A 20,631-nucleotide genomic window follows, 5' to 3' on the forward strand; every position below is an offset into this window, starting at 1 on the left:
AGACTTATTCCTCCATTCCCTGGGAGAAAAGCTGCGCTTCAAGGTCATCAATGTTTCCGTCTTTGGAAACGAATAATTCCCGTGGTTTTGCAGAAGCAACCGGCACGACCGTCATGAAGTTGCGATACTGCTCATCCGTGATGATTTTGAATGCCAAAGCTCTCTTTAACACCATTGGAAAAGGTACTTTGAAGAAGTTGGCAATGTCCGAAGCGAGGAAGCCTGGAATCTTAGAAATGTCATTTCTGAAAAAGCTTTCCACCTCTTCAAATGGCATTAATGCTTCAAAAATAAGCTGCTCCGAGCGTGCGGCGAGTGAATTTGTATTGGAATACAATGTTTGCAAGCCTAATGAAACCGTCAGCAAATGAATGTGATAATTGCGCTCATTAATCTCAGAAGCAGCATTTACAAACACCCATCCTTTCTGGCGAAAAATAGCAGAAAATCCTTTGAAATTAGGATCAACATTATGCAACTGTGCGATCTTAATTCCCTCAGGATAAGGCAACTTATGACCGATCTGATGCACAATATCCTGTGCGTAAGAAATGTCAGCCACTGCTCCTGCCGGCTCGATCATCCAATCGCCATTTACCAAACCTTCAAAAAGCTGGTCCGCCAAACGCTGACTTTCAACTTGCCCTAAATGCAGGACAATCCGGTTGCCACGAACCGAAAAATCGAGAGGTAGCTGGTTTTTTGGTTGCTTTTTAGCCATTAGTTAAAGTTGTTGAGGTGTGAACTTCAAAGATACTGCCTTACGCTTTCTGCAGCAAAGCCTTTCAGGTTTTTATCTCCAGTTCAGGGTGTTCAAAAGTTGCAGCATGTCTTTTTGCAAATAATCAATGACGGGCGCCAGAGAATCATTTTTGGTGGCCGTAGGGAAATAAATGGCTCCTCTCATAAAGTGCTTCGTGCTGTCCGTCGTATAAAATTGATAAGGACTTGGCACGTCTCCATCGATCTTAAAAAGGATCGCAGTTTTGCCGGTTTTGCTCAAAACGCGCTGCTCCTGGATAGCAGAAGCACGGATCTGATGCTTGCTCGCGAGCTTGTAGGAATCATTGATAAAGTCCCGCAGATAAGCCGGATTGTTATTGACTTCCTTATAAGTGATCTGAATATTAGCCTTAAACTGTGGATAATTGATAAAGATCCAATCTTTCCCAGCCATTGGAAAAGTGTCAGGAACAACCTGCGCATATTTGGAGACCTCGAAAGTGTAAGGATGGTTTTGCGTCAATTTCTGATAGGCATGGTCCGGCAAGTCAACCCGGTTATAACCCTTCGGTTTCGGAACATATCGATCTTCCTTTTTTTGGCAAGAAAAAATTGCAGCACTGATAACGAGGAAAAGCAGTAATGGTCTAAGCATCTTAAAATGTGTCATAGCAAACTGAACGCGCAAAACTAACGAAAAGAGCCTAACATTATTTCCCGTTTTGGCACGGACAAAAACAAAAAGCGAAACTGCCTGTGAGACAATTTCGCTTTCATTATGTTGATTAATTTACTATTCCACTGTAACGGATTTGGCAAGATTCCGCGGCTGATCCACATTCCTGCCGCGCATGACGGCAATGTAGTAGGAAAGCAATTGCAACGGAATCACGGACACCAGCGGAGTCAGCAACTCATGCACTTTTGGAACCTCAATAACGAAATCCACCATGCCCGGAATCAGCGTATCGCCTTCTGTAACAATGGCAATCACCCGTCCTTTTCTGGCTTTCACTTCCTGAATGTTCGACACGATTTTCTCATAAGAACCGTCCTTAGTCGCCAGAAATACAACCGGCATATCCTCGTCGATCAATGCAATCGGGCCGTGTTTCATTTCAGCGGCAGGATAACCTTCTGCGTGAATGTAGGAGATCTCTTTTAGTTTCAGCGCTCCTTCCAAAGCCACAGGGAAATTAAGTCCGCGCCCCAGATAAATGAAGTTGCGTGCATAGGTGAAAATAAAGGCGATTTCCTTGATCTTGTCCGCATTCTCAAACACTTTCTCAACCTTCGAAGGAATCGTTTCCAGCTCTATTAAAAGCTGTCGGTAAGTCTCCTCTGATATTGTGCCCTTCCTTTTGGCAGTCGCGATAGCGATCAAGGTCAGCACCGTCACTTGTGCGGTGAACGCCTTGGTGCTGGCAACGCCAATTTCCGGGCCTGCGTGTGTGTAAGCGCCAGCGTCCGTTGCACGTGCGATGGAAGAACCCACCACATTGCAGACGCCAAATATCGTCGCACCTTTTGACTTAGCCAGTTCAATGGCTGCCAGCGTATCAGCCGTTTCTCCCGATTGAGAAATAGCAATTACAATGTCCTTTTCATTAATAACCGGATTCCGGTAACGGAATTCAGAAGCATATTCAACCTCGACATTGACTCTCGCCAATTCCTCGAACAAATATTCAGCGACAAGTCCGGCATGCCACGATGTGCCGCAGCCCACGATGACAATGCGATCGGAATTGGCTAATTTGTCCAGATAATTATTGAGCCCGCCAAGTTGCAAATGTGCATTGTCGGCCAGCAATCTACCGCGCATGCTGTCGGCAATAGAACGCGGTTGCTCAAAAATTTCTTTGATCATGAAATGGTCGTAACCGCCTTTTTCGATGGTTTCCAGCTCCATTTCAAGTTTCTGAATGTAAGGGATTGTCTCTGTGTTATCCAGATTTTGTATGCTCAGCTTGCCGTCCTTAATCACAGCAACTTCATAATCGTCCAGATAAACCACATCTTTCGTGTATTCAATGATGGGCGTGGCATCGGAAGCAAAGAAAAACTCATCTTCGCCAATCCCAATCACAAGCGGACTTCCTTTGCGCGCAGCAATGAGCTGGCCGGGATGATTCACCGACATCACAACGATTGCATATGCGCCCACGACTTCTTTGAGCGCGAGCTTTACAGCTGATTCTAATGACCCGCCTGTCTCCTGCTGAATGTCCTCAATGAAATGGATCAAAACTTCTGTGTCCGTGTCACTCAGGAACTTATGTCCTTTTGAAATGAGATTTTGCTTGATAGCCGCGTAATTCTCAATGATCCCGTTGTGAATGATCGCAAGCTGGCGATTATTGGAGTAATGCGGGTGGGCATTTACATCATTTGGTTCTCCATGTGTTGCCCAGCGTGTGTGCCCTATGCCGATTGTGGCAGTTAGATGTTTGGCAGCAAGCTCACTTTCCAGATCGGAGACTTTTCCCTTCTTCTTATAAATATCCAATTTATCATTTTCCAGCAATGCAATTCCGGAGCTGTCATAACCGCGATATTCTAATCTTTTCAGACCTTTAAGAATTAGAGGATAAGCTTCTCTTCCTCCTACATAAGCTACAATTCCGCACATATTTTCAAGATTTCGTTTGCGTGTATTTGAACATTTTTGCTTGCAAATAAATAGCAATCAGCCATGCATAACAAGCTAACTTTTAATTAATTACTAAAAATTATCCAATTTCACCGGAGTGCTCGAACACACCGTTCAAATGATTTGAAAATAAAAAAGACGAAAAGGCACAAAAAAAAATGGCGGCCCTTCCGAACCGCCATCTCTTTTCAGTGAATCTATTCAGATCAGCTCATCAAATCTGTATACAAGTTGTAATACGATTCTGAGAACTTCTCATCCTGCTCATCAAGCTCAACGCGTTTTGGCGCATTGTTGAAAATCTGGTTCAGACTTTCGCTGCAATGGTCGTCCGCTTTCAAAACTGCGTCCGCATATGCACATCCGATCTTAACAAAACCTTCAAAGTCAGCAGAATGCAAGTGAGCCAAAGCTTCGTCGCTTACATCCATTGCTTTTGCCTTGCTTTGCAGATCAGCGTCAAACTTGTAGTCAAAAGCGTTATTATGAACTGTAAACACACTTTTCGTATCCTTAAACATCGGATCGTTGCGATAAGTGGTTTTCAGATATAATGGAATCAAGGCGGTCATCCAGTCATTACAGTGCACTACATCCGGCGCCCAGCCCAGTTTTTTTACTGTTTCCAATACACCTTTGCAGAAGAAAATCGCACGCTCGTCATTGTCATCATAAAAGTTATTCTCCTTATCGAAGAACACGGATTTACGGTGAAAATAATCATCATTGTCGATAAAATAGACTTGAAGCTTCGCGTTTGGAATGGAAGCAACCTTAATGATTAATGGCTTTTCTTCATCTCCTACGGTAATGTTTATTCCTGACAGTCGAACTACTTCATGAAGCCGGTTTTTGCGTTCATTGATAAGACCAAAGCGGGGCACGAGAATTCTGATTTCGGCACCTCGCTCCTGCATTGCCTGAGGAAGTTTTCTTACGTAATCGGCAACATCGGTGGTTTGGAGGAAGGGATTGATTTCACTGGCTACATATAAAATTCGTAGTTTCTCCATAGATCCTTTTAGCAGTTTGTGAAAAAAAGTTTTGCAAAATTATACAAAAAAAATGGCAAAATCAAAAAATATTCCAAACTAAATGTCATATTGCGCTCAGTTTGGGAATTCCCATTCCAAATTTTTTTCATCGCCCACGGATTGCTCCTCACATTATAGAAAAGCATTCGCTGCGGTTTGATTACTCCCTCTGATTCCACTTTTTCAATGGAAGTATTTACTTCAATCAAAGGCCTGCGCAGTTTCCTCGATTCACAACTTTTAGAGCAAAAAACCATTGGGCTTATTCCCACCATGGGCGCATTGCATGAAGGTCACATTTCGCTCGTTGACGCGTCTATTAAAGAGAATGACGTTACGGTTGCCAGTATTTTCGTCAATCCTACGCAGTTTAATAACCCGGAAGATCTGCTCAAATATCCGCGTACGTTAGAAGCAGATTGTGCTATGCTGGAACAAGCAGGCTGCACAGCCGTCTTCGCGCCATCCGTGGAGGAGATGTATCCGGAAAAGTCGTCCTTACTGATCAATTTCGGCACATTGGAAAGTGTGATGGAAGGCGCTTCTAGACCGGGACATTTTAATGGTGTAGGAATCGTCGTCTCAAAGCTCTTTCACATTGTAAGTCCGCACCGCGCCCGTATTTTGGTCAAAAGGATTTGCAGCAGGTTTCCATCATCAAAAGGCTGGTCGCTGATCTTGCCTTTAACCTGAAACTGATCGTTTGCCCTACTATAAGAGAAACGGACGGGCTGGCCATGTCATCCCGCAACCGCAGGCTTAGTGATGCAGAACGCAACATTGCTCCCCATATTTATCGGATTTTGAAAGAAGCAAAAACGGATTTGCAAACAGGAAAATCCATAAATGAAGTCGTAGCAACCGCAACCGAAGCATTTAACAGCATTCCCGAATTCAAACTGGATTATTTTGAAGTGGCCGATGTGAAGACATTGCAACCCATTTCATCCATCGGATCGGCTGAAACGAATGCGATTTGTGTAGCCGCGTTTTTGGGACCAGTCAGATTAATTGATAATGTTGTTTTTTAAATAAAAAAAAGGCTTTCAGAACAACCCTGAAAGCCTTTTTTACGATTATCAATATATTTTAAGACAACTTCCAGTCTCCTCTGTATTTCCTTTTCACAAACTGGTTCGCTTCGTCGAAGTTGGTGATCTTCATATTGTTTCCATCCCAAAGCAATTTCTTGCGACCTGGATAGTCAAATCCTTTGCCATCTGCTTTTGCTGTGCGCAAGTTGTAGCTGCGAATTCCGAGGTTACCCATGATGACTGTTTCGGTCAAAGGTCCCGCATAGTCAAATGATGACGTTAATGCTTTGTGCTCTTTGCTGTTGAAACCTGCTTTGCAAGCGTCTGTCCAGGAAACGTGGTGACCGTATTCTGGCATTATCGTGTATTTGTTTCCAAAATCACCCTGCTTGTATTCCAGCTTCGTGCCGTCATTCAGGTAAAGCTTTGGGGTTATGCCGTAAGTTCCGCAGGTCATAACGCCTTTTTCACCAATTAACAGGACACCATTGCTGCTGTCTGGCTCGCCCAGCGGATCGTTTGCAGGGATAATGTCCGGGTGGAAAGGACGCAAGCCGCCGTCATGCCATGTTAGTGTTACTTCGGATTTATTGACCTTGTTTGCAGGGAATTTCAATTGAACCCTTGACGATGGCGGGCAGCCTTCCGGAATGTATTCTGGTGTCCAGTCTTTGATGAAAACTTGTCCTACACTGCATTCCAGTTCGGTTGGATAACCCAATCCCAATGTCCGGAAAGCCGGGTCGATCAGGTGGCATCCCATATCGCCTAATGCGCCTGTTCCGAAATTCCACCAGCCTCTCCATTTGAACGGGTGCCATGCCGGATTGTAATCAACCCAGTCTGCAGATCCTACCCAAAGTTCCCAGTCAATGTCAGCAGGAACAGGGAATTTTTCGGTAGGAACGGGAATTCCTTGCGGCCACACCGGACGGTTGGTCCAAACGTGCGCTTCGTGCACATTACCGATCAGGCCTTTGGTAAACCATTCTTTCATCTGGGTTTGCGCAGGATTTGAAGCACCCTGGTTTCCCATTTGTGTTACTACTTTATATTTACGCGCTGCCTCTGTAAGCATACGCGCTTCATAAATGTCGTGCGTCAACGGCTTTTGCACATATACGTGCTTGCCCCGCTGCATGGCTGCCATCGCGATAATGGCATGCATATGGTCGGTTGTGGAAACGGTTACGGCGTCGATGTCCTTTTCCATTTCATCAAACATCTTCCTGAAATCCTTGTATTTTTTCGCAGTCGGATGAAGCTCAAAATTCTTTTTGGCCTGGTTCCAGTCCACGTCGCAAAGCGCTACAAGATTTTCGGCACCTTTATTCCACGCATTATTTGTATCTGAAAAACCCTTTCCGCCAACCCCTATTCCCGCAATGTTCAATTTGTCACTGGGTGCCACGAAGCCCTTGCCCAGCACATGACGTGGGACAATAAAAAAGCTTCCTATGGCTGCTGCCGTCGTTTTTTGCAAAAACTCCCGGCGCTTCACATCCTTCGGTTTATTTTCTGAACGCATCTGATTTGATAGTGAAAAGATAAAGTGGATAATATTGTTTAAAGCATACTTGTCATAATAATTACTTGCAGCCGCCCTAATTGTAAAAGGGAACCGTAAGCATAACGGGGATGTTTTGAAGGCTGTATATTATTCCCTTAACTTTGGGGTGAATAAGGACATTAATAAATTCCCGACATACATTACCCGGTAATGCAAATAACACTCATGAAATCGAAGATTCACCGGGTTAAGGTGACTCAGGCGGAGTTGAATTACGTAGGCAGCATAACCATCGACGAAGATCTGATCGATGCTGCCGGATTGGTTGAAAATGAACAGGTTCACATTGTCAATAACAACAACGGAGAGCGCTTTGTGACCTACGTCATCAAAGGCGAAAGAGGTTCAGGAATGATCTGTTTGAATGGTGCGGCTGCAAGAAGGGTTCAGATCGGTGACATTATCATTATCATTGCATACGGCTCCATGAGCCAGGAAGAAGCGAAGACGTTCAAGCCCATGGTCGTTTTTCCGGATCATAACAATCACCTTGTGGTCTAAGTCAAACTTCCTTTCTTTGCGGGATCTCAAAATTCTTTAAATAGCTATGAAAAGCGCTTTACGTTACATCATATCGCTTGCGCTGGCAGGCGGGCTGATCTGGTTTGTCTTTAAAGACATCAACTTCGCAGAAATGCTCGACAGATTTGCCAAATCAGATTGGCGGTGGATCGCTTTATCATGTGCATTGCTGCTTTGCGCGCACATTACACGGGCCTGGCGCTGGGGCATGCTCATGGAGCCACTGGGCCACAAACCCGGACTTTTCAACAGCTCCATTTCTGTCCTAACTGGTTATTTTGCCAATTACATTGTCCCAAGAATGGGCGAAGTAACGTGTTGCGGAACATTATACAGACTGGAACGCATTCCGGTTAACCTCAGCTTCGGGACCGTTGTCGCAGAACGTATATTCGACGTGCTGATCTTATTAATCATGATCGGTTTGAATTTTATTTTAGAATTTGAGCGGCTTAGCAAGTTTTTCACTGATTTCTTTCAAAGCAAAGTTTCCGGCGGCGAAGGCGGCAGCACAGGGACTGGAATCCTGGCGGGGATTTTGGTTACGGGCATGGTTGTGGTGGTTGCTGCGGGCATTGCGGTTTATAAAAATGTCGCTTTAAGAGACCGTTTGCAGCAGAATGCATTGATCCAGAAGATCGTCACGTTCGCAAAAGGAATGCTCGATGGCTTTTTGAGCATTCGCAAACTGAAAAGCCCTGGACTATTCATTTTGAGCACAATCGGCATCTGGGTTTTCTATTATTTCGTTTCCTATGTGCTCTTTTTCTGCATTCCCGAAACATCGAATCTGGGACCATTGGCCGGTTTAACATTACTGGTTGTAGGCGCAATCGGAATGACTGCACCAACGCAGGGCGGCATAGGCGCTTACCATTTGCTGGTTGGTAATGTGATGATTTTGTACGGATTATCTCAAAATGATGGCATTACATTGGCCACATTCATTCATGGTGCACAAATGGTTTTTATGCTGATCATCGGCGCACTGGCATTCCTATACGTTTTAGTCCAAAACAAAAAATCGGTTGCTGAAAACAATCAGGTTCCGATTGAAAATTAATCACGGTTTTGTAGTCCGGTCATATCGAATTGCCGTATGACATCGTATTAACATTACTAATTCCTAACACCGATTTACCCCATGAACCTCACCGAAAGCAAGATTTTAAGACTTGAAGAAGCGATCCCAACCGTGGAAGACTGGCAACGCGCCGGACAAAAGGTTGTTTTTACAAATGGCTGCTTCGATATCGTTCATCTGGGACACATTGATTATCTCGAAAAAGCACGCGCATTGGGCGACAGACTGGTTCTGGGACTGAACACGGATGCATCGGTAAGCCGCCTAAAAGGACCCTTGCGCCCGGTCGTAAATGAGTACGCAAGAGCAAGATTGATGGCCGCTTTATCATTCATTGATGCTGTCATTTTGTTCGACGAACCGACGCCTAGTCAGTTGATTGAGGCTGTAAAACCTGACATTTTGGTAAAAGGAGACGATTATACTGTTGAAACTATTGCTGGCGCGGATTTTGTTTTAGGTAAAGGAGGTGAGGTAAAAACGATCGCTCTTGTAAAGGGTTACTCGACTACCGCGCTGATTGAGAAAATAAAACAAGGATATAACTAACACGAACATGGCTGGTGCATATGTAATTGGTATTTTGGTGATGCTCATTAGCCTTTATGTGCAATGGCGTCTCAAAAGTAAGTTTGAAGAATACTCGCAAGTAGGGCTGAGCAATGGCATGAGCGGAAAAGAAATCGCTGAAACCATGCTGCGTGAAAGCGGAATATATGATGTAAGGGTTTTATCTGTTGAAGGACGCCTTACTGACCACTATAACCCTCAGGATAAAACGGTTAACCTTAGCCCGGATGTCTATCACGGAAGAAGCGTATCGGCTGCGGCGGTTGCATCTCACGAATGCGGGCACGCGGTTCAGCACGCAACTGCGTATAAATGGTTACAGTTCAGATCGCAAATGGTGCCGTTTTTGAGCATTGCTTCTTCTTATATGCAATGGATCATTTTGGGTGGAATCGTTTTGTTGAACACGACGCCGATTCCTTTGGCGATTGGTGTAGCATTGTTTGCTGCAACGACATTGTTCAGCTTTATCACATTGCCTGTTGAATATGACGCAAGCAACAGAGCACTTGCCTGGATTAAGAACAACAGAATTGTGAACGAAAGAGAATACATTATGTCTGCCGATGCATTGAAATGGGCTGCCAGGACTTACTTAGTCGCTGCAATCGGTTCACTTGCAACATTGCTTTACTATGTTAGCTTGTTAATGGGCAGAAGAGACTAAGACTTCTGATCTTAATAAAAACTAAAAGGGCTGAGAATCTATTTCTCAGCCCTTTTTCATTTCTTTTTCTGATTCCAGTAGACGACCACATTGTGCGTCGATCTCCCTGACGCCAAAATATCCAGATCGCCGTCGCCATCCAGATCAGCAGCTGCAATGTCTTCGCAGGCAATCTTAATTTTGTCATCCAGCGTGTATTCCTGCCACTTTTTTCCTTCCGGGTCTGATCCTACAAAAATTCTTACGCCTGTTTCTCCCGTCACATTCGGGTTACGCCAGCCCATAACCACCTGGTCACGGCCCTGGCCGAAGAAATCTGCGCAAACCAATGCATGGCCTTCTTTGATTTTATCTGTTAAAACGGTTCTGTTATCTTTTGAATACACAACCACACTGGTTCCGTGCATGGGTTCAATGGTTGCTGTAAAAAGCTGGTTTTTACCCAAACTCCCCGTCCTGACCTCTCCTACTCCCGTTTGCGGAACCATCCACGTTCCCGATGGAGCCAAACCTTCCGCGCCGTCCAGAAATACCTGAACGCCTTCCTTGCCCGCAACAGCCAGCCCCAGCATTCTGCCCGGCACTTCCATTGGATGCATATTATGCGTCATGTGCATGCCCGTTTCAACCAGATCGTATCCCCAGATTCCGGTTTTATTTTCAGGAACATCAAATGCAATCAGCTTAACGCCAGCGCCTTCACCTCCTGCATTGCCTTCGCCATGTAAAGGAAGGACTGCAAGCTGAAACGTGCCGTCGGCTTTCTTTAACCATTGCATTCTGTGAATGGTTACTTCGTGATGCAGGCGAACCGGCTCCCAAAGCTGCGTCCGGTCCTTAGGCGCTGATAAATAATAAACAGCTCCTGATTGTTTCAAATTCTTTGTTTCAGAAGGATTCCACTGCGCACCAACTGCCACTTCCACTTTTCCGTCACCGTCAACGTCCCGGGCGGCAATGCAAACATTATCCTGCTCGGTAAGGTCTCTCGCAATGACATAACGCGTCCATTTTTCAGCCTTTTTACCCGGATTTTTATACCAAACAATTTCCTTTTTATCCGCCAGCAGAATGTCCAGCTTTCCGTCGCCGTCCACATCGCCAGAGGTCACGCCGTAGCCGATACTGATTTTATCGTCAATGACTTCGCCTACGAAAGTGGCCGTTTGAGCAATGGATTTTTGAGCGATTATGCAAAGGGTGATTAAGAGCAAATGTTTCTTCATAATGGTCATTCGGGACGCGATTCCCTGGTAATTATTTAAGCCAATTTTTTCACAATATACTTCAAAATGCCCACAGCAGCATTTGAAAAAAGACTTTTTTGTGTCGCTTTGATCGGCTTTACCTACTTTTGTAAATTATTGTGAACCAATTTACCATTCATGAAAACCGTCCCTTTACATCAGGTCCATATTGATTTGGGTGCCAAAATGGTGCCTTTTGCAGGTTTTGAAATGCCTGTGCGTTATTCCTCGGACCTGGATGAACACCACACCGTAAGAAATAATGTTGGCGTTTTTGATGTGTCCCACATGGGCGAATTCAGCATTAAGGGGCCAAAAGCATTGGATTTGATACAAAAGGTGACTTCTAATGACGCATCCGCATTATTCGATGGCAAAGTGCAATACAGCTATTTGCCAAATGGAAAAGGAGGCGTAGTCGATGACCTGCTTGTCTATAGAGTGAATGAAGAAGAATATCTGCTCGTTGTGAATGCTTCAAACATTGACAAGGACTGGAACTGGATCCAAAGCCAGAATTCGGATGGCGTCGCAATGGAAAACCTTTCTCAGGACTTGTGCTTGTTCGCGGTTCAGGGACCGAATGCAGTGGCCACTTTGCAAAAACTGACCGTCGTTGATCTGGCTGCGATGGATTATTATACATTCAAAATCGGCGAAATGGCTGGCATTGGTGATGTGATCATTTCGGCAACGGGTTACACGGGAGCCGGCGGATTTGAAATATATGTAAAGAATGCGGACGCGGTCAAAATGTGGAATGCCATATTTGAAGCCGGGGCTGAATTTGGCATAAAACCTGTTGGATTAGGCGCCCGCGACACATTAAGGCTGGAAAAAGGCTTCTGTCTTTATGGAAACGACGTTGACGATAACACTTCCCCATTGGAAGCTGGCTTAGGCTGGGTTACCAAATTCTCAAAAGACTTCATCGGTGCGGCTGATTTAAAACAGCAAAAAGAAGCTGGATTAAAGCGTAAACTGGTTGGTTTTGAAATGATTGACAGAGGCATTCCGCGTGGTCATTATGAACTTTGTGACGAAACCGGCGCAAAGCTGGGCGAAGTCACTTCAGGAACGCAGTCCCCTACTTTGCAAAAAGGCATCGGAATGGGTTATGTTCCAGCCGATTACAGCAAACCTGAAACGGAGATTTTCGTAAAAGTCCGCGACCGGTTGTTGAAAGCCAAAGTGGTTAAACTGCCTTTTGTTAAAAACTAATCTTCCCTAACCCACAGTTTCGATTGCATTTTTATGAAACAACTTGATGTTTGCCTTACACCCGACCTGCTTCATTTACATAAGCTTGATAATTCAATTGTAGTTGTAGCGGACGTTTTCAGGGCCACTTCGTGCATGGTTACCGGCCTTGCTTACGGTGTAAAAAGCATTACGCCCGTTGCCAGCGTTGAAGAATGTAAGCTTTTGCAAGATAAAGGATATATAGCCGCAGCTGAGCGGGACGCAAGAAAGGTGGAAGGATTTGATCTTGATAACTCGCCATTCAGCTATATGAACGAGCGGCTGATCGGTTCGCAGATCGCAATGACAACCACCAACGGAACGTTATCTATCGCCAAAGCGAAGTCGTCTGCGGTTAAAGTAATGATCGGTTCTTTTTTGAATCTGGGGGCACTTGCCAATCATTTGCGTTCTGAACCTTACGACATTCTGGTGCTTTGCGCAGGCTGGAAAGGCCGTCCGAATCTTGAAGACACATTGTTTGCAGGAGCACTTGCGGATGCACTAAAAGACGAATTTATGCTTTTGGAAGATGGAACATTGATGGCGCAAAGACTTTATAACCAGAGCCGCGATAACCTGTTGGCCAGCGTTTCCAATTCTTCCCACGTGCGCCGTTTGCAACGCCTGGGCATCCAAAAAGACATTTCATATTGCCTGCAAAAAGATCTTTACGACGTTGTGCCGGTTTTGCGCGGGACCACTTTGGTAGCAATGAATTAAGCTAAAAAAACAAAAAATTTACATGTTCAGATTCGTCTTTCTCATTTTTTGCGGCTTGCTGATTTTTACCAATCAGGCCCACGCCCAAAAAAAAAGTAATGCACCCAAAAGACAGATTTCGGCTCCAAAGAAAAAAGCGCCAGCTCCTGCAAAGCCAGTTGTAACACCAAAAGCAGACACGGCTGCCGCGCCGCAAGCAACTCAGGCAACATCTATAAGCGCTCCGGCCACGGATACAACTGCTGTCCGGGACGCCGTCCGGGACACCATTATTACGGCGGACAGCACCAATGTCGGCATTTCGTCAGATACATTAACTGAAAAGGAAGCGGAAGACAGATTGCCCAAAACGGAACCTGCCGCCGACAGCGTAAAGTCTTTTAAAATCATCATTGACGATATTTCTTACTTGTCCGTCTGCCCGGGAACGACGATTAACATTCCTTTTCACACCGTAGGACCTTATGATGAAGGCAATACATTCATTGCGCAGATCATTGATGCAAATGGAAAGTCGGTGGCGATTTCACTTCCGGTGAGCAAAAGTCCGGTTAAAGCTGTAATTCCTTCTTACAAAATAGGCGGCGAGGTTTATCGTCTGCAAATTGTCAGCTCCATTCCGGTCGTTCGCAGCCAGGAAGTTCCGATCCGGTTATTACAAAATGCGAGCGCGAGAATTGAGGTCATTGATGGCACGCAGTCTGTGCGCATTATGCCGGGACAGGATGTGAACTTGAAAGTAAATTTTACAGGAGCTGGACCGTGGTCATTTTTAATGTCGGACAGCACGGTTGTTTATCAAACATTATCGAATCCGCATTATCTGACGGTAAAACCGATGGATGTTAAGGCTTATAAATTGATGGGCGTGTCCAATGCGTGCGGAAGCGGAACGGTTTCAGGCGAAGCCATTGTGAATGTGAACAACAATCCTGAACCTAAGCTCGAACTGAAAGAAGTTGAAAAAATCGCGAGACTTTGCAGCGGCATTCCTTTCCAGGTGCCTTTTAATGCGACAGGAAAATATAAGGACGGAAATAAATTTACAGTTCAAATCGCCGAACGCACCGGCGCATTCAAAACCATTTCAACTCCTGACACAACCGGATACATTACAACCCAGATCCCAACAAGTTACAAACCAGGCGAATACAAGTTACGCGTGGTTTCGTCAGCGCCTTATCTGGTTAGCCAAACGACCAACATTACCATCGTTTCACCAACGGTTGCCACTTTGCAAAGAGATTCGTTGAGATTAGGAGAAAATGAAACTGGTGAGCTTACATTGAAATTCACCGGCGGCGGCCCTTGGTTTGCATTGCTTTCGGACGGAACTTATGAGAACAACATTCAGGAATCTCCGCATAAGATAAAGGTAAAGCCTCTTTTTGACACCAATTATCAAATTACATCTGCGGGCGGATTGTGCGGGGTTGGCAAGTTTTCGGGCAGCGCAAAAGTGAGCGTAAAAAGTCCTCCTGCCAGCATTACATTGGAAAAATTGCCGCAAAACATGGTTTGCGCGGGTTCGACGATCGAGCTTCCTTACAAAACCGAAGGACGTTATAACCCGAATAACAAATTTACGGTGCAGGTTACGGACAAAGCAGGACGTTTTGTGAACTTGCCAACGACAGTTACGCCGACTGCAATGAAGGTTAAGATGAATGCGATTTCGCAAGGCGACACGATCAGGACGCAAAAGATCCGCATCATTTCTTCATCCCCTGCCGTTTCAAGCGCTATTGAAGAAATAGATGTTGTTGCGCCAGACAAAGCAATTGCAGAAGTTTCCGGAAAAGGAACCATTACTGCCGGTAGAACCACACGCATTCAGCTGAAATTCAAGAACGGCTTACCGCCGTGGTCTTTCACATTGTCGGACGGAACTGCCATTAACGGCACATTCCTGAATCCTTACCTGATTTCCGTTTCTCCGGCGACAACAACGGAATACAAGATCAGCTCACTAAAAAGCGGCTGCGGCACAGGAACCGGAAAAGGGTCAGCAATCGTCACCGTGTCGAATTGATGAGTTGAAGGCAGCTTATCGCCATAAAAGGAAGTGACTATGAAGCGGCCGCTTTTGATCGTGTTTCTTTTTGCAATTTGCCACGCGGCAATCAGCCAGAATGTGCCGATCGGGCAATGGGAAACGCATTTTAATTATCTTTCGGCGAAGCATTTGACCAAAGTAAATGATGCTGTTTTCTGCGCTTCAAACCATGGTCTTTTTAGCATTAATATTGCCGACAAAAAAATCAAAACCTGGTCAAAGTCCGACGGATTAAACGATTCCGGAATCAGTAGCATGGCGTTTGATTCGCAAAATGCGCTGCTAATGCTTGCTTACAAAAGCGGGAACATTGATCTCGTTTACATGAATGCAGAATCCCTGCCAGAACAAATTATCAACTGGCCTGTCTTGCTCGAAAGCGCGGATTTGCCCGACAACAAAGACATTAAGCGGATTGTGTTTCGGGATAATCTCGCTTATGTATGCACCAGTTTTGGCATTGTGGTTTTAGACACAAAAAACCAACAGGTCGAAGAAACGTATCGCTACATTGGAAGCAATGGCGCACAGGTTTCAGTCACTGATCTTGCTTTCACAAACGACTCAATATACGCCGTAACTGCTCAGGGAATGCGGTCCGCATCCATGTCAGCATCCGTTAACAGGCAGGATTTTGCTAATTGGAAAACCGTTGCAACGCCGGGAAAAGCAAAGTCCGTTTCAACCATTAACGGGCAACTTTATGCAGGATTTGAATCGAAAGGGCTTTTTCAGAAAGTGAGCGGAAACTGGAAAGTTGTATTCTCTTCCGGCAGCCAGAATTATGCAATGTCTGTTTTAGAAAATGAGCTTGCGGTTGCATTGGATGACCGTTTTATTGTTTTGAATGAAGCGAAAGAGGTAAAATCCTTTACTAACCCAGCATTTAAATCGACGCAAGCGGTTTTACAGACCAGCACCGGGAAATTTTGGGTTGCTGATGCCAAAAGCGGATTATTGCATAATGCGGATTCAAACTTTCAATCATTCACACCAGCACAAGCCGACACGACAATATTTCCAAGAACCGACTCTTCCATCGTTGACCTGAACGGACTGAACTGGACCCGGCTGCCCGATTATCTCGGTGCTGGAATTTTGGTAAAAAATGCCGAAAATCAGCAGCGCGTGCTTTCCACTAACATTGGAAGCGGCTCCCTGCCATCATCCGCGATTAACAGCCTCACATTAAGCACCGAAGGTTACGTTTGGTTTGCCAGCGATCGCGGTGTCGGATATTTTGTTACCGACGACATTCTGGGCGGCACGCGGGCCGATGCTGTTTTGCCGGTTTATGGTCAGCGCAAATTGTTTGCAAATGAAAAATGCACCGCGATTGCCACAGAGCCAGGAAATCGTAAGTGGATCGGAACGAGAAATGGCTTATATCTTTTTAATGATGACGGAACAGAGTTGATCGAAAAGTTTAACGCTTCCGACAGTCCGCTCGTTTCCGATGTGATCACCGCCTTGCAATTCGATGCAGAAAAGGGCATCTTGTATGTTGATACGCCAAACGGAATGGTCTCTTACAGAAGCGGTTCATCCGCCGCATTGGAAGATTACTCGTCTGTAACAATTTTCCCAAATCCAGTGCATCCGGGCTATGGAGGAACGATCGGGTTCAAAGGCTTAGTGGCCAATTCTACCGTCAAAATTACAGAAATGTCGGGAAGGCTTATTTACGAAACGCGGTCTCAGGGCGGAACTGCCTCCTGGAATTTGAATGATTATAATGGAAAACGGGCGAAAGGAGGCATTTATATGGTGCTGATCGTGTCCGAAAGTGGAAGTGAAAAGTTTGCTGGGAAACTGGCAGTAATTGAATAAAAGTATAATTTTATCGAATGACACCCCCGAAATATTACCTTACATTGTTGGCATAACCGGCGGAAGCGCGTCAGGAAAGACATTTTTCATGAAAAGTCTGATCGACTCATTTGCAAAGGAGGACATTACCCGCATTTCTCAGGACAATTATTACCGTCCTATTCATGAAATTCCACGCGATGAAAATGGTGTGGAAAATTTTGACCTGCCCGAAACGATCGATCATCATTTGTTCGCAGAGCACATTGCGGTCCTGCGGGCGGGAAGAGAAGTGCATCAGAAAGAATACACTTTCAACAATCCGCTTATTGTCCCTGAAATGCTCGTGTTCGAGCCTAGGCCCATTATTATCGTCGAAGGAATTTTCGTATTCTATTTCCCTGAGATTGCGCGACTTATCGATTTGAAAATATTTGTTGATGCGAAGGAACACGTTAAAATAAAACGGCGGATAATTCGTGATAATAACGAGCGCGGCTACGATCTGGACGACGTGCTTTACCGCTGGGAGCATCACGTCGCTCCTACTTATGATAAATTTATCCTTCCGTTGCGCTCGGAAGCCGATATGATCATTAATAACAACACCCGTTTTGACACAGGTCTGGAAGTGTTGAAAGGCTTTTTGAAGGGAAAATTAGCGGAGCGTAAAGTTTAATTGCATTCATATTTACACACATATCTTTTATCTTTCATAATCCATTCCATTGAAAATGAGCAAATTTACACACATGACCAAATCAGCGATCTTCGCAACTTTGATCGCTGGCATTGTACTTTCCTGCGAGCCCAATCGCACCGAACCCGTCGACTCCTACGCATATTATCCGTTGGAAATCGGGCGTTACGCAATTTATGATGTGCAGGAAGAAGTTTATTCCTCCGGACAGGCCAATGCGGTGAAGAAAAATTGGCAGGAAAAAGATGAAGTGGATCAGATGGCAACCGGCGAAGATGGCATTCCGACTTACACCATTGCAAGATCAAGGAGAAATGCCGCGACGGATTACTGGCAAAAAGTGAAAGAATTTACTGTGCAAAAGTATCCCGACAAGCTGTTAACCAACATTGACAATCAAACGTTTTTCTCGCTAGTATTTCCTGTCGATCCCAATGTGACCTGGAACGGAAACAGTTACAACAATTCGGACGCGCAGGAATATCATTATGAAGAACTGGGCAAACCGGTTCAAGTTGGGTCGCAGTCGTTTGATAAAGCATTGGTGGTTGTGGAACGGAAGGACACTTCGATTATCAACCGATATATTGGCATTAAGCAATATGGACTGGGCGTGGGGTTAATTTATGATGATCAAACAGCGCTCGAATTGTGTCAAACTGATGAATGCATTGGATCAGGTAAAATTGAGTCTGGGACGCACATCGTTAGAAAAATTGTGGAATACGGCAAAAAATAAGGCTATTTTTTCAAGGTTTTAGACATTAATGGCCTGGATTTTTTCGAATTGATTATTGTAAAAGTTTGCAAATCAAATTTATCTGACTAAATTTACGCTGGATACTGGTATTAATCATATAACAAATTCAAAAATGAAAACAGTGAATTCGCACTCTACACAGACGAAAAAGTCTTATCGTAAACCGGTTTTGAACAAATTCGGTAACGTAGCAAAATTGACAAAAGGCAAGCAAGGAAGTCTTCTTGACGACCTTGGCGGTGAGTTTAACTATTCTCCAGACGCTTAAGTCGTAGCATTCACATTTGACCGTGGATATTGAGGGAGTTATAAATTATTATTCTCCATTTGTTTACGAGTTCAAAAGTCGAGGAAAGCGTAATTGTTTGGAACAATGGTTACATTAAACTTTCTTCAAAGTCATCGGAAATTCCTTTCAATGTTCTGATTGGAGTTAAAGAAGATAAAGAAGTCAAGTCATTGGGTAGTTCGACTCCCAAAGGCTTGACTTCTTTTTTTGAGTTCAGTGATCATCTGAAACAATCAAACGGTGATCTTGATATCGGGATATGGTTTAGCGTTGCGGATAATCAACTATTCCTGGCCCGCCAGTTGTTTGGACTCTGCCCGATTTACTACATGCACATTCCAGATCAGTTTGTCGCATTCTCCACGAACCTGGCTTCGCTGGTGCTTATGGATCAGGTTAAGCAACATCTCAGCATTGACCGCAATCGCATTATAAATTATACAACCTTCCGGGTAGACCAATCCACTGATTATTCTGAGGACACATTTTACGAAAACATCAAATCTGTGCTTCCCGGGCAACTTTTGAATTTGTCGCCAAACAAAAAAGCATATAGTTCTTTCACAGATTTTAACATTGATGCGTGGAAAAATTTGAAATCCATGCCGGAATATGCAGAAGCATTCCGCGAGTTGTTGAAAGAGTCGGTTCATAGAAATACAAAAGACGCATCGCATTTGCTAGGCTCCCATCTGAGCGGTGGACTTGATTCTTCGTCGATCAGTGCGCTTGCAAAAAATCTTTATCCGGAAAGGCCACTGAACACATTTTATTACAGCACCAGGGATTACCAAACCGATGATCATTTGTTTGCAAGAAGTGTTGCTGAGGACATTGGATCCGTGCATTACGAACTGGTTCAGCCAACAGATGACCTGGCGATTATCAGGACAAATACGGCCATATATGGACGTCCAATTGCATCATTGATTTCCCCAACGTCGGAGGCTGCGGTTATGCAGCTTGCAAAAGAACTGAAATGTGATTTGCTGCTAAATGGAAGTGACGGCGATTCAATCGTGGGCAGCGGACTCGAATTGCAAGATTTGTTATTCAAACAGAAGGATTACAGCACGTTAAAAGCAATGCTGCGCAGCCGGGTCAAATACTTTTCACTTGCGCATCAATATAAGAACTGGGATGCTTTAAGCTTTGAAGAAAAAGCGTCAATTGTCGAGCAGAATTTTATCTATAACAGACTCACTGCAGAAATCCGACGAACCGGATTAATGAGCGCTTTCAACACTTATAAGGAGCTTACCGCGCACTTTAACCTCTCGATAAGTTATTTTATGAAGCGTGCGGCGCAAGCATTGAAAGCGAAACTTGAAAGCACTTCTATTCAGCCAATTTCACTGGTTAGAAAAGATTTTCAAACATCAACTTTCCCCAAAAAACCTGTTGCTCAAAAGCTTTCGGTCATTTTGCGCGGCAATTTGCCGGGTGAATATCAACAATGGTTTGAGGACGTTTATAATCATCATTCTATTGCGTTGAATGAAGAACGGTTCGCGCTTACCAACTTTTATGGGTTCAAAAACAGCTCGCCATTCTACGACAAACGCTTGTTTGAGCTCTGTGTATCCATTCCTGCCATTGTGAAATTTGGTGATGGACAAGGGCGTGTTCATTTTCGCGAAGCAATGAAAGGAATTTTACCTGAACAGGTGCGCATCCGACATCAAAAAGCCACCGTCGGCTCTTTTGGAAAGGAGGCAACATTGAGGTTATACGAGCAGTCACGCGAGCTGCTGACGGAAGACAATGAAGTTTGGAAAATTATTGATAAGGATGCGTTTTCAAAGACAATGCGGTTTTTGCAAACGGAAGGTTTGGATATCAACATGTATAACCGGACATTGTTCCACGTCACAAGAACGGTCGCGCTTGCGGCTTGGTTTGAATGGCTGAAATCCAATGGCATTGAGGTCAAGTTATAGGACTTCAA

General features: G+C 44.6%; 19 protein-coding genes. 13 read left to right on the top strand and 6 right to left on the bottom strand.

The annotated features are described in order from the left end of the window. Positions 1–4: 4 nt before the first annotated feature. The 4 genes from AC0IYG_RS18885 to AC0IYG_RS18900 form a co-directional block, all read right to left on the bottom strand. Complete coding sequence (locus tag AC0IYG_RS18885; RefSeq protein WP_471712644.1) at positions 5–721, bottom strand: hypothetical protein; 717 nt, start codon at positions 719–721, stop codon at positions 5–7. Between the two features lie 72 nt (positions 722–793). After that, positions 794–1,378, bottom strand: coding sequence for a gliding motility lipoprotein GldD (gene gldD / locus AC0IYG_RS18890; protein WP_471712645.1), 585 nt, complete (start codon positions 1,376–1,378; stop codon positions 794–796). Positions 1,379–1,516: 138 nt separating this feature from the next. Continuing rightward, entirely contained in the window at positions 1,517–3,355 is a 1,839-nt protein-coding gene (gene glmS, locus AC0IYG_RS18895; RefSeq protein ID WP_471712646.1) for a glutamine--fructose-6-phosphate transaminase (isomerizing), read from the bottom strand. Between the two features lie 227 nt (positions 3,356–3,582). Beyond that, complete coding sequence (locus AC0IYG_RS18900) at positions 3,583–4,389, bottom strand: glycogen/starch synthase (RefSeq protein WP_471712647.1); 807 nt, start codon at positions 4,387–4,389, stop codon at positions 3,583–3,585. Positions 4,390–4,596: 207 nt separating this feature from the next. On the opposite strand from AC0IYG_RS18900, the gene AC0IYG_RS18905 reads away from it, so the two are divergent. Both AC0IYG_RS18905 and AC0IYG_RS18910 read left to right on the top strand, forming a co-directional pair. Next, positions 4,597–5,103 carry a 4-phosphopantoate--beta-alanine ligase gene (locus AC0IYG_RS18905; RefSeq protein ID WP_471712648.1) on the top strand — a complete coding sequence of 169 codons (507 nt, stop codon included), beginning with the start codon at positions 4,597–4,599 and terminating at the stop codon, positions 5,101–5,103. Next, a complete protein-coding gene (locus AC0IYG_RS18910) occupies positions 5,049–5,441 on the top strand; it encodes a pantoate--beta-alanine ligase (protein WP_471712649.1) in 393 nt (130 codons plus the stop codon). The genes AC0IYG_RS18905 and AC0IYG_RS18910 overlap by 55 nt, the downstream gene beginning before the upstream one ends. A 58-nt stretch (positions 5,442–5,499) precedes the next feature. Here the strand turns inward: AC0IYG_RS18910 and AC0IYG_RS18915 are convergent, their stop codons facing one another. Then, on the bottom strand, positions 5,500–6,972 hold the full coding sequence (locus AC0IYG_RS18915) for a Gfo/Idh/MocA family protein (RefSeq protein WP_471712650.1): 1,473 nt from the start codon (positions 6,970–6,972) through the stop codon (positions 5,500–5,502). Positions 6,973–7,164: 192 nt separating this feature from the next. On the opposite strand from AC0IYG_RS18915, the gene panD reads away from it, so the two are divergent. The 4 genes from panD to AC0IYG_RS18935 all read left to right on the top strand — a co-directional run bounded on the left by panD (position 7,165) and on the right by AC0IYG_RS18935 (position 9,857). After that, a complete protein-coding gene (gene panD / locus AC0IYG_RS18920) occupies positions 7,165–7,515 on the top strand; it encodes an aspartate 1-decarboxylase (RefSeq protein ID WP_233795310.1) in 351 nt (116 codons plus the stop codon). Between the two features lie 46 nt (positions 7,516–7,561). After that, positions 7,562–8,599 (top strand): lysylphosphatidylglycerol synthase transmembrane domain-containing protein, encoded by a 1,038-nt coding sequence (locus tag AC0IYG_RS18925; protein ID WP_471712651.1) that lies wholly within the window; start codon positions 7,562–7,564, stop codon positions 8,597–8,599. An 81-nt stretch (positions 8,600–8,680) separates the two neighbouring features. Further along, entirely contained in the window at positions 8,681–9,169 is a 489-nt protein-coding gene (rfaE2, locus tag AC0IYG_RS18930; protein ID WP_471712652.1) for a D-glycero-beta-D-manno-heptose 1-phosphate adenylyltransferase, read from the top strand. Positions 9,170–9,176: 7 nt separating this feature from the next. Beyond that, on the top strand, positions 9,177–9,857 hold the full coding sequence (locus AC0IYG_RS18935; RefSeq protein ID WP_471712653.1) for a zinc metallopeptidase: 681 nt from the start codon (positions 9,177–9,179) through the stop codon (positions 9,855–9,857). Positions 9,858–9,913: 56 nt separating this feature from the next. Here AC0IYG_RS18935 and AC0IYG_RS18940 read toward each other — a convergent pair whose 3' ends face one another. Then, positions 9,914–11,071, bottom strand: coding sequence for an FG-GAP and VCBS repeat-containing protein (locus AC0IYG_RS18940; RefSeq protein ID WP_471712654.1), 1,158 nt, complete (start codon positions 11,069–11,071; stop codon positions 9,914–9,916). A gap of 171 nt (positions 11,072–11,242) precedes the next feature. Between AC0IYG_RS18940 and gcvT the strand changes: the two genes are divergently transcribed. The 7 genes from gcvT to AC0IYG_RS18975 all read left to right on the top strand — a co-directional run bounded on the left by gcvT (position 11,243) and on the right by AC0IYG_RS18975 (position 20,623). Beyond that, positions 11,243–12,325: a glycine cleavage system aminomethyltransferase GcvT gene (gene gcvT / locus AC0IYG_RS18945; RefSeq protein ID WP_471712655.1), complete on the top strand. Its 1,083-nt coding sequence runs from the start codon at positions 11,243–11,245 to the stop codon at positions 12,323–12,325. A 33-nt stretch (positions 12,326–12,358) separates the two neighbouring features. Next, positions 12,359–13,069: a 2-phosphosulfolactate phosphatase gene (locus tag AC0IYG_RS18950; RefSeq protein ID WP_471712656.1), complete on the top strand. Its 711-nt coding sequence runs from the start codon at positions 12,359–12,361 to the stop codon at positions 13,067–13,069. 22 nt (positions 13,070–13,091) lie between these two features. Beyond that, complete coding sequence (locus tag AC0IYG_RS18955; RefSeq protein ID WP_471712657.1) at positions 13,092–15,101, top strand: hypothetical protein; 2,010 nt, start codon at positions 13,092–13,094, stop codon at positions 15,099–15,101. Between the two features lie 39 nt (positions 15,102–15,140). Then, a complete protein-coding gene (locus AC0IYG_RS18960; protein WP_471712658.1) occupies positions 15,141–16,955 on the top strand; it encodes a PorZ beta-propeller-like domain-containing protein in 1,815 nt (604 codons plus the stop codon). Beyond that, entirely contained in the window at positions 16,948–17,613 is a 666-nt protein-coding gene (locus AC0IYG_RS18965; protein WP_471712659.1) for a uridine kinase family protein, read from the top strand. Before AC0IYG_RS18960 ends, AC0IYG_RS18965 begins: the two co-directional genes overlap by 8 nt. Positions 17,614–17,668: 55 nt before the next feature. Beyond that, the gene (locus AC0IYG_RS18970; protein ID WP_471712660.1) at positions 17,669–18,373 is read left to right on the top strand and encodes a hypothetical protein; all 705 of its coding nucleotides are present in this window, start codon (positions 17,669–17,671) and stop codon (positions 18,371–18,373) included. 348 nt (positions 18,374–18,721) lie between these two features. Then, entirely contained in the window at positions 18,722–20,623 is a 1,902-nt protein-coding gene (locus tag AC0IYG_RS18975) for an asparagine synthase-related protein (protein ID WP_471712661.1), read from the top strand. Positions 20,624–20,631 lie beyond the last annotated feature (8 nt).

The sequence above is a fragment of the Dyadobacter sp. AC419 genome (assembly GCF_979253085.1).

What these genes read in the sequence shown, in the direction of transcription:
- AC0IYG_RS18915 (WP_471712650.1), bottom strand. Translation starts at nt 6,972, where the DNA reads ATGCGTTCAGAAAATAAACCGAAGGATGTGAAGCGCCGGGAGTTTTTG.
- gcvT (WP_471712655.1), top strand. Translation starts at nt 11,243, where the DNA reads ATGAAAACCGTCCCTTTACATCAGGTCCATATTGATTTGGGTGCCAAA.
- AC0IYG_RS18905 (WP_471712648.1), top strand. Translation starts at nt 4,597, where the DNA reads ATGGAAGTATTTACTTCAATCAAAGGCCTGCGCAGTTTCCTCGATTCA.
- AC0IYG_RS18925 (WP_471712651.1), top strand. Translation starts at nt 7,562, where the DNA reads ATGAAAAGCGCTTTACGTTACATCATATCGCTTGCGCTGGCAGGCGGG.
- rfaE2 (WP_471712652.1), top strand. Translation starts at nt 8,681, where the DNA reads ATGAACCTCACCGAAAGCAAGATTTTAAGACTTGAAGAAGCGATCCCA.
- AC0IYG_RS18900 (WP_471712647.1), bottom strand. Translation starts at nt 4,389, where the DNA reads ATGGAGAAACTACGAATTTTATATGTAGCCAGTGAAATCAATCCCTTC.
- AC0IYG_RS18960 (WP_471712658.1), top strand. Translation starts at nt 15,141, where the DNA reads ATGAAGCGGCCGCTTTTGATCGTGTTTCTTTTTGCAATTTGCCACGCG.
- panD (WP_233795310.1), top strand. Translation starts at nt 7,165, where the DNA reads ATGCAAATAACACTCATGAAATCGAAGATTCACCGGGTTAAGGTGACT.
- AC0IYG_RS18955 (WP_471712657.1), top strand. Translation starts at nt 13,092, where the DNA reads ATGTTCAGATTCGTCTTTCTCATTTTTTGCGGCTTGCTGATTTTTACC.
- glmS (WP_471712646.1), bottom strand. Translation starts at nt 3,355, where the DNA reads ATGTGCGGAATTGTAGCTTATGTAGGAGGAAGAGAAGCTTATCCTCTA.
- gldD (WP_471712645.1), bottom strand. Translation starts at nt 1,378, where the DNA reads ATGCTTAGACCATTACTGCTTTTCCTCGTTATCAGTGCTGCAATTTTT.
- AC0IYG_RS18950 (WP_471712656.1), top strand. Translation starts at nt 12,359, where the DNA reads ATGAAACAACTTGATGTTTGCCTTACACCCGACCTGCTTCATTTACAT.
- AC0IYG_RS18885 (WP_471712644.1), bottom strand. Translation starts at nt 721, where the DNA reads ATGGCTAAAAAGCAACCAAAAAACCAGCTACCTCTCGATTTTTCGGTT.
- AC0IYG_RS18935 (WP_471712653.1), top strand. Translation starts at nt 9,177, where the DNA reads ATGGCTGGTGCATATGTAATTGGTATTTTGGTGATGCTCATTAGCCTT.
- AC0IYG_RS18970 (WP_471712660.1), top strand. Translation starts at nt 17,669, where the DNA reads ATGAGCAAATTTACACACATGACCAAATCAGCGATCTTCGCAACTTTG.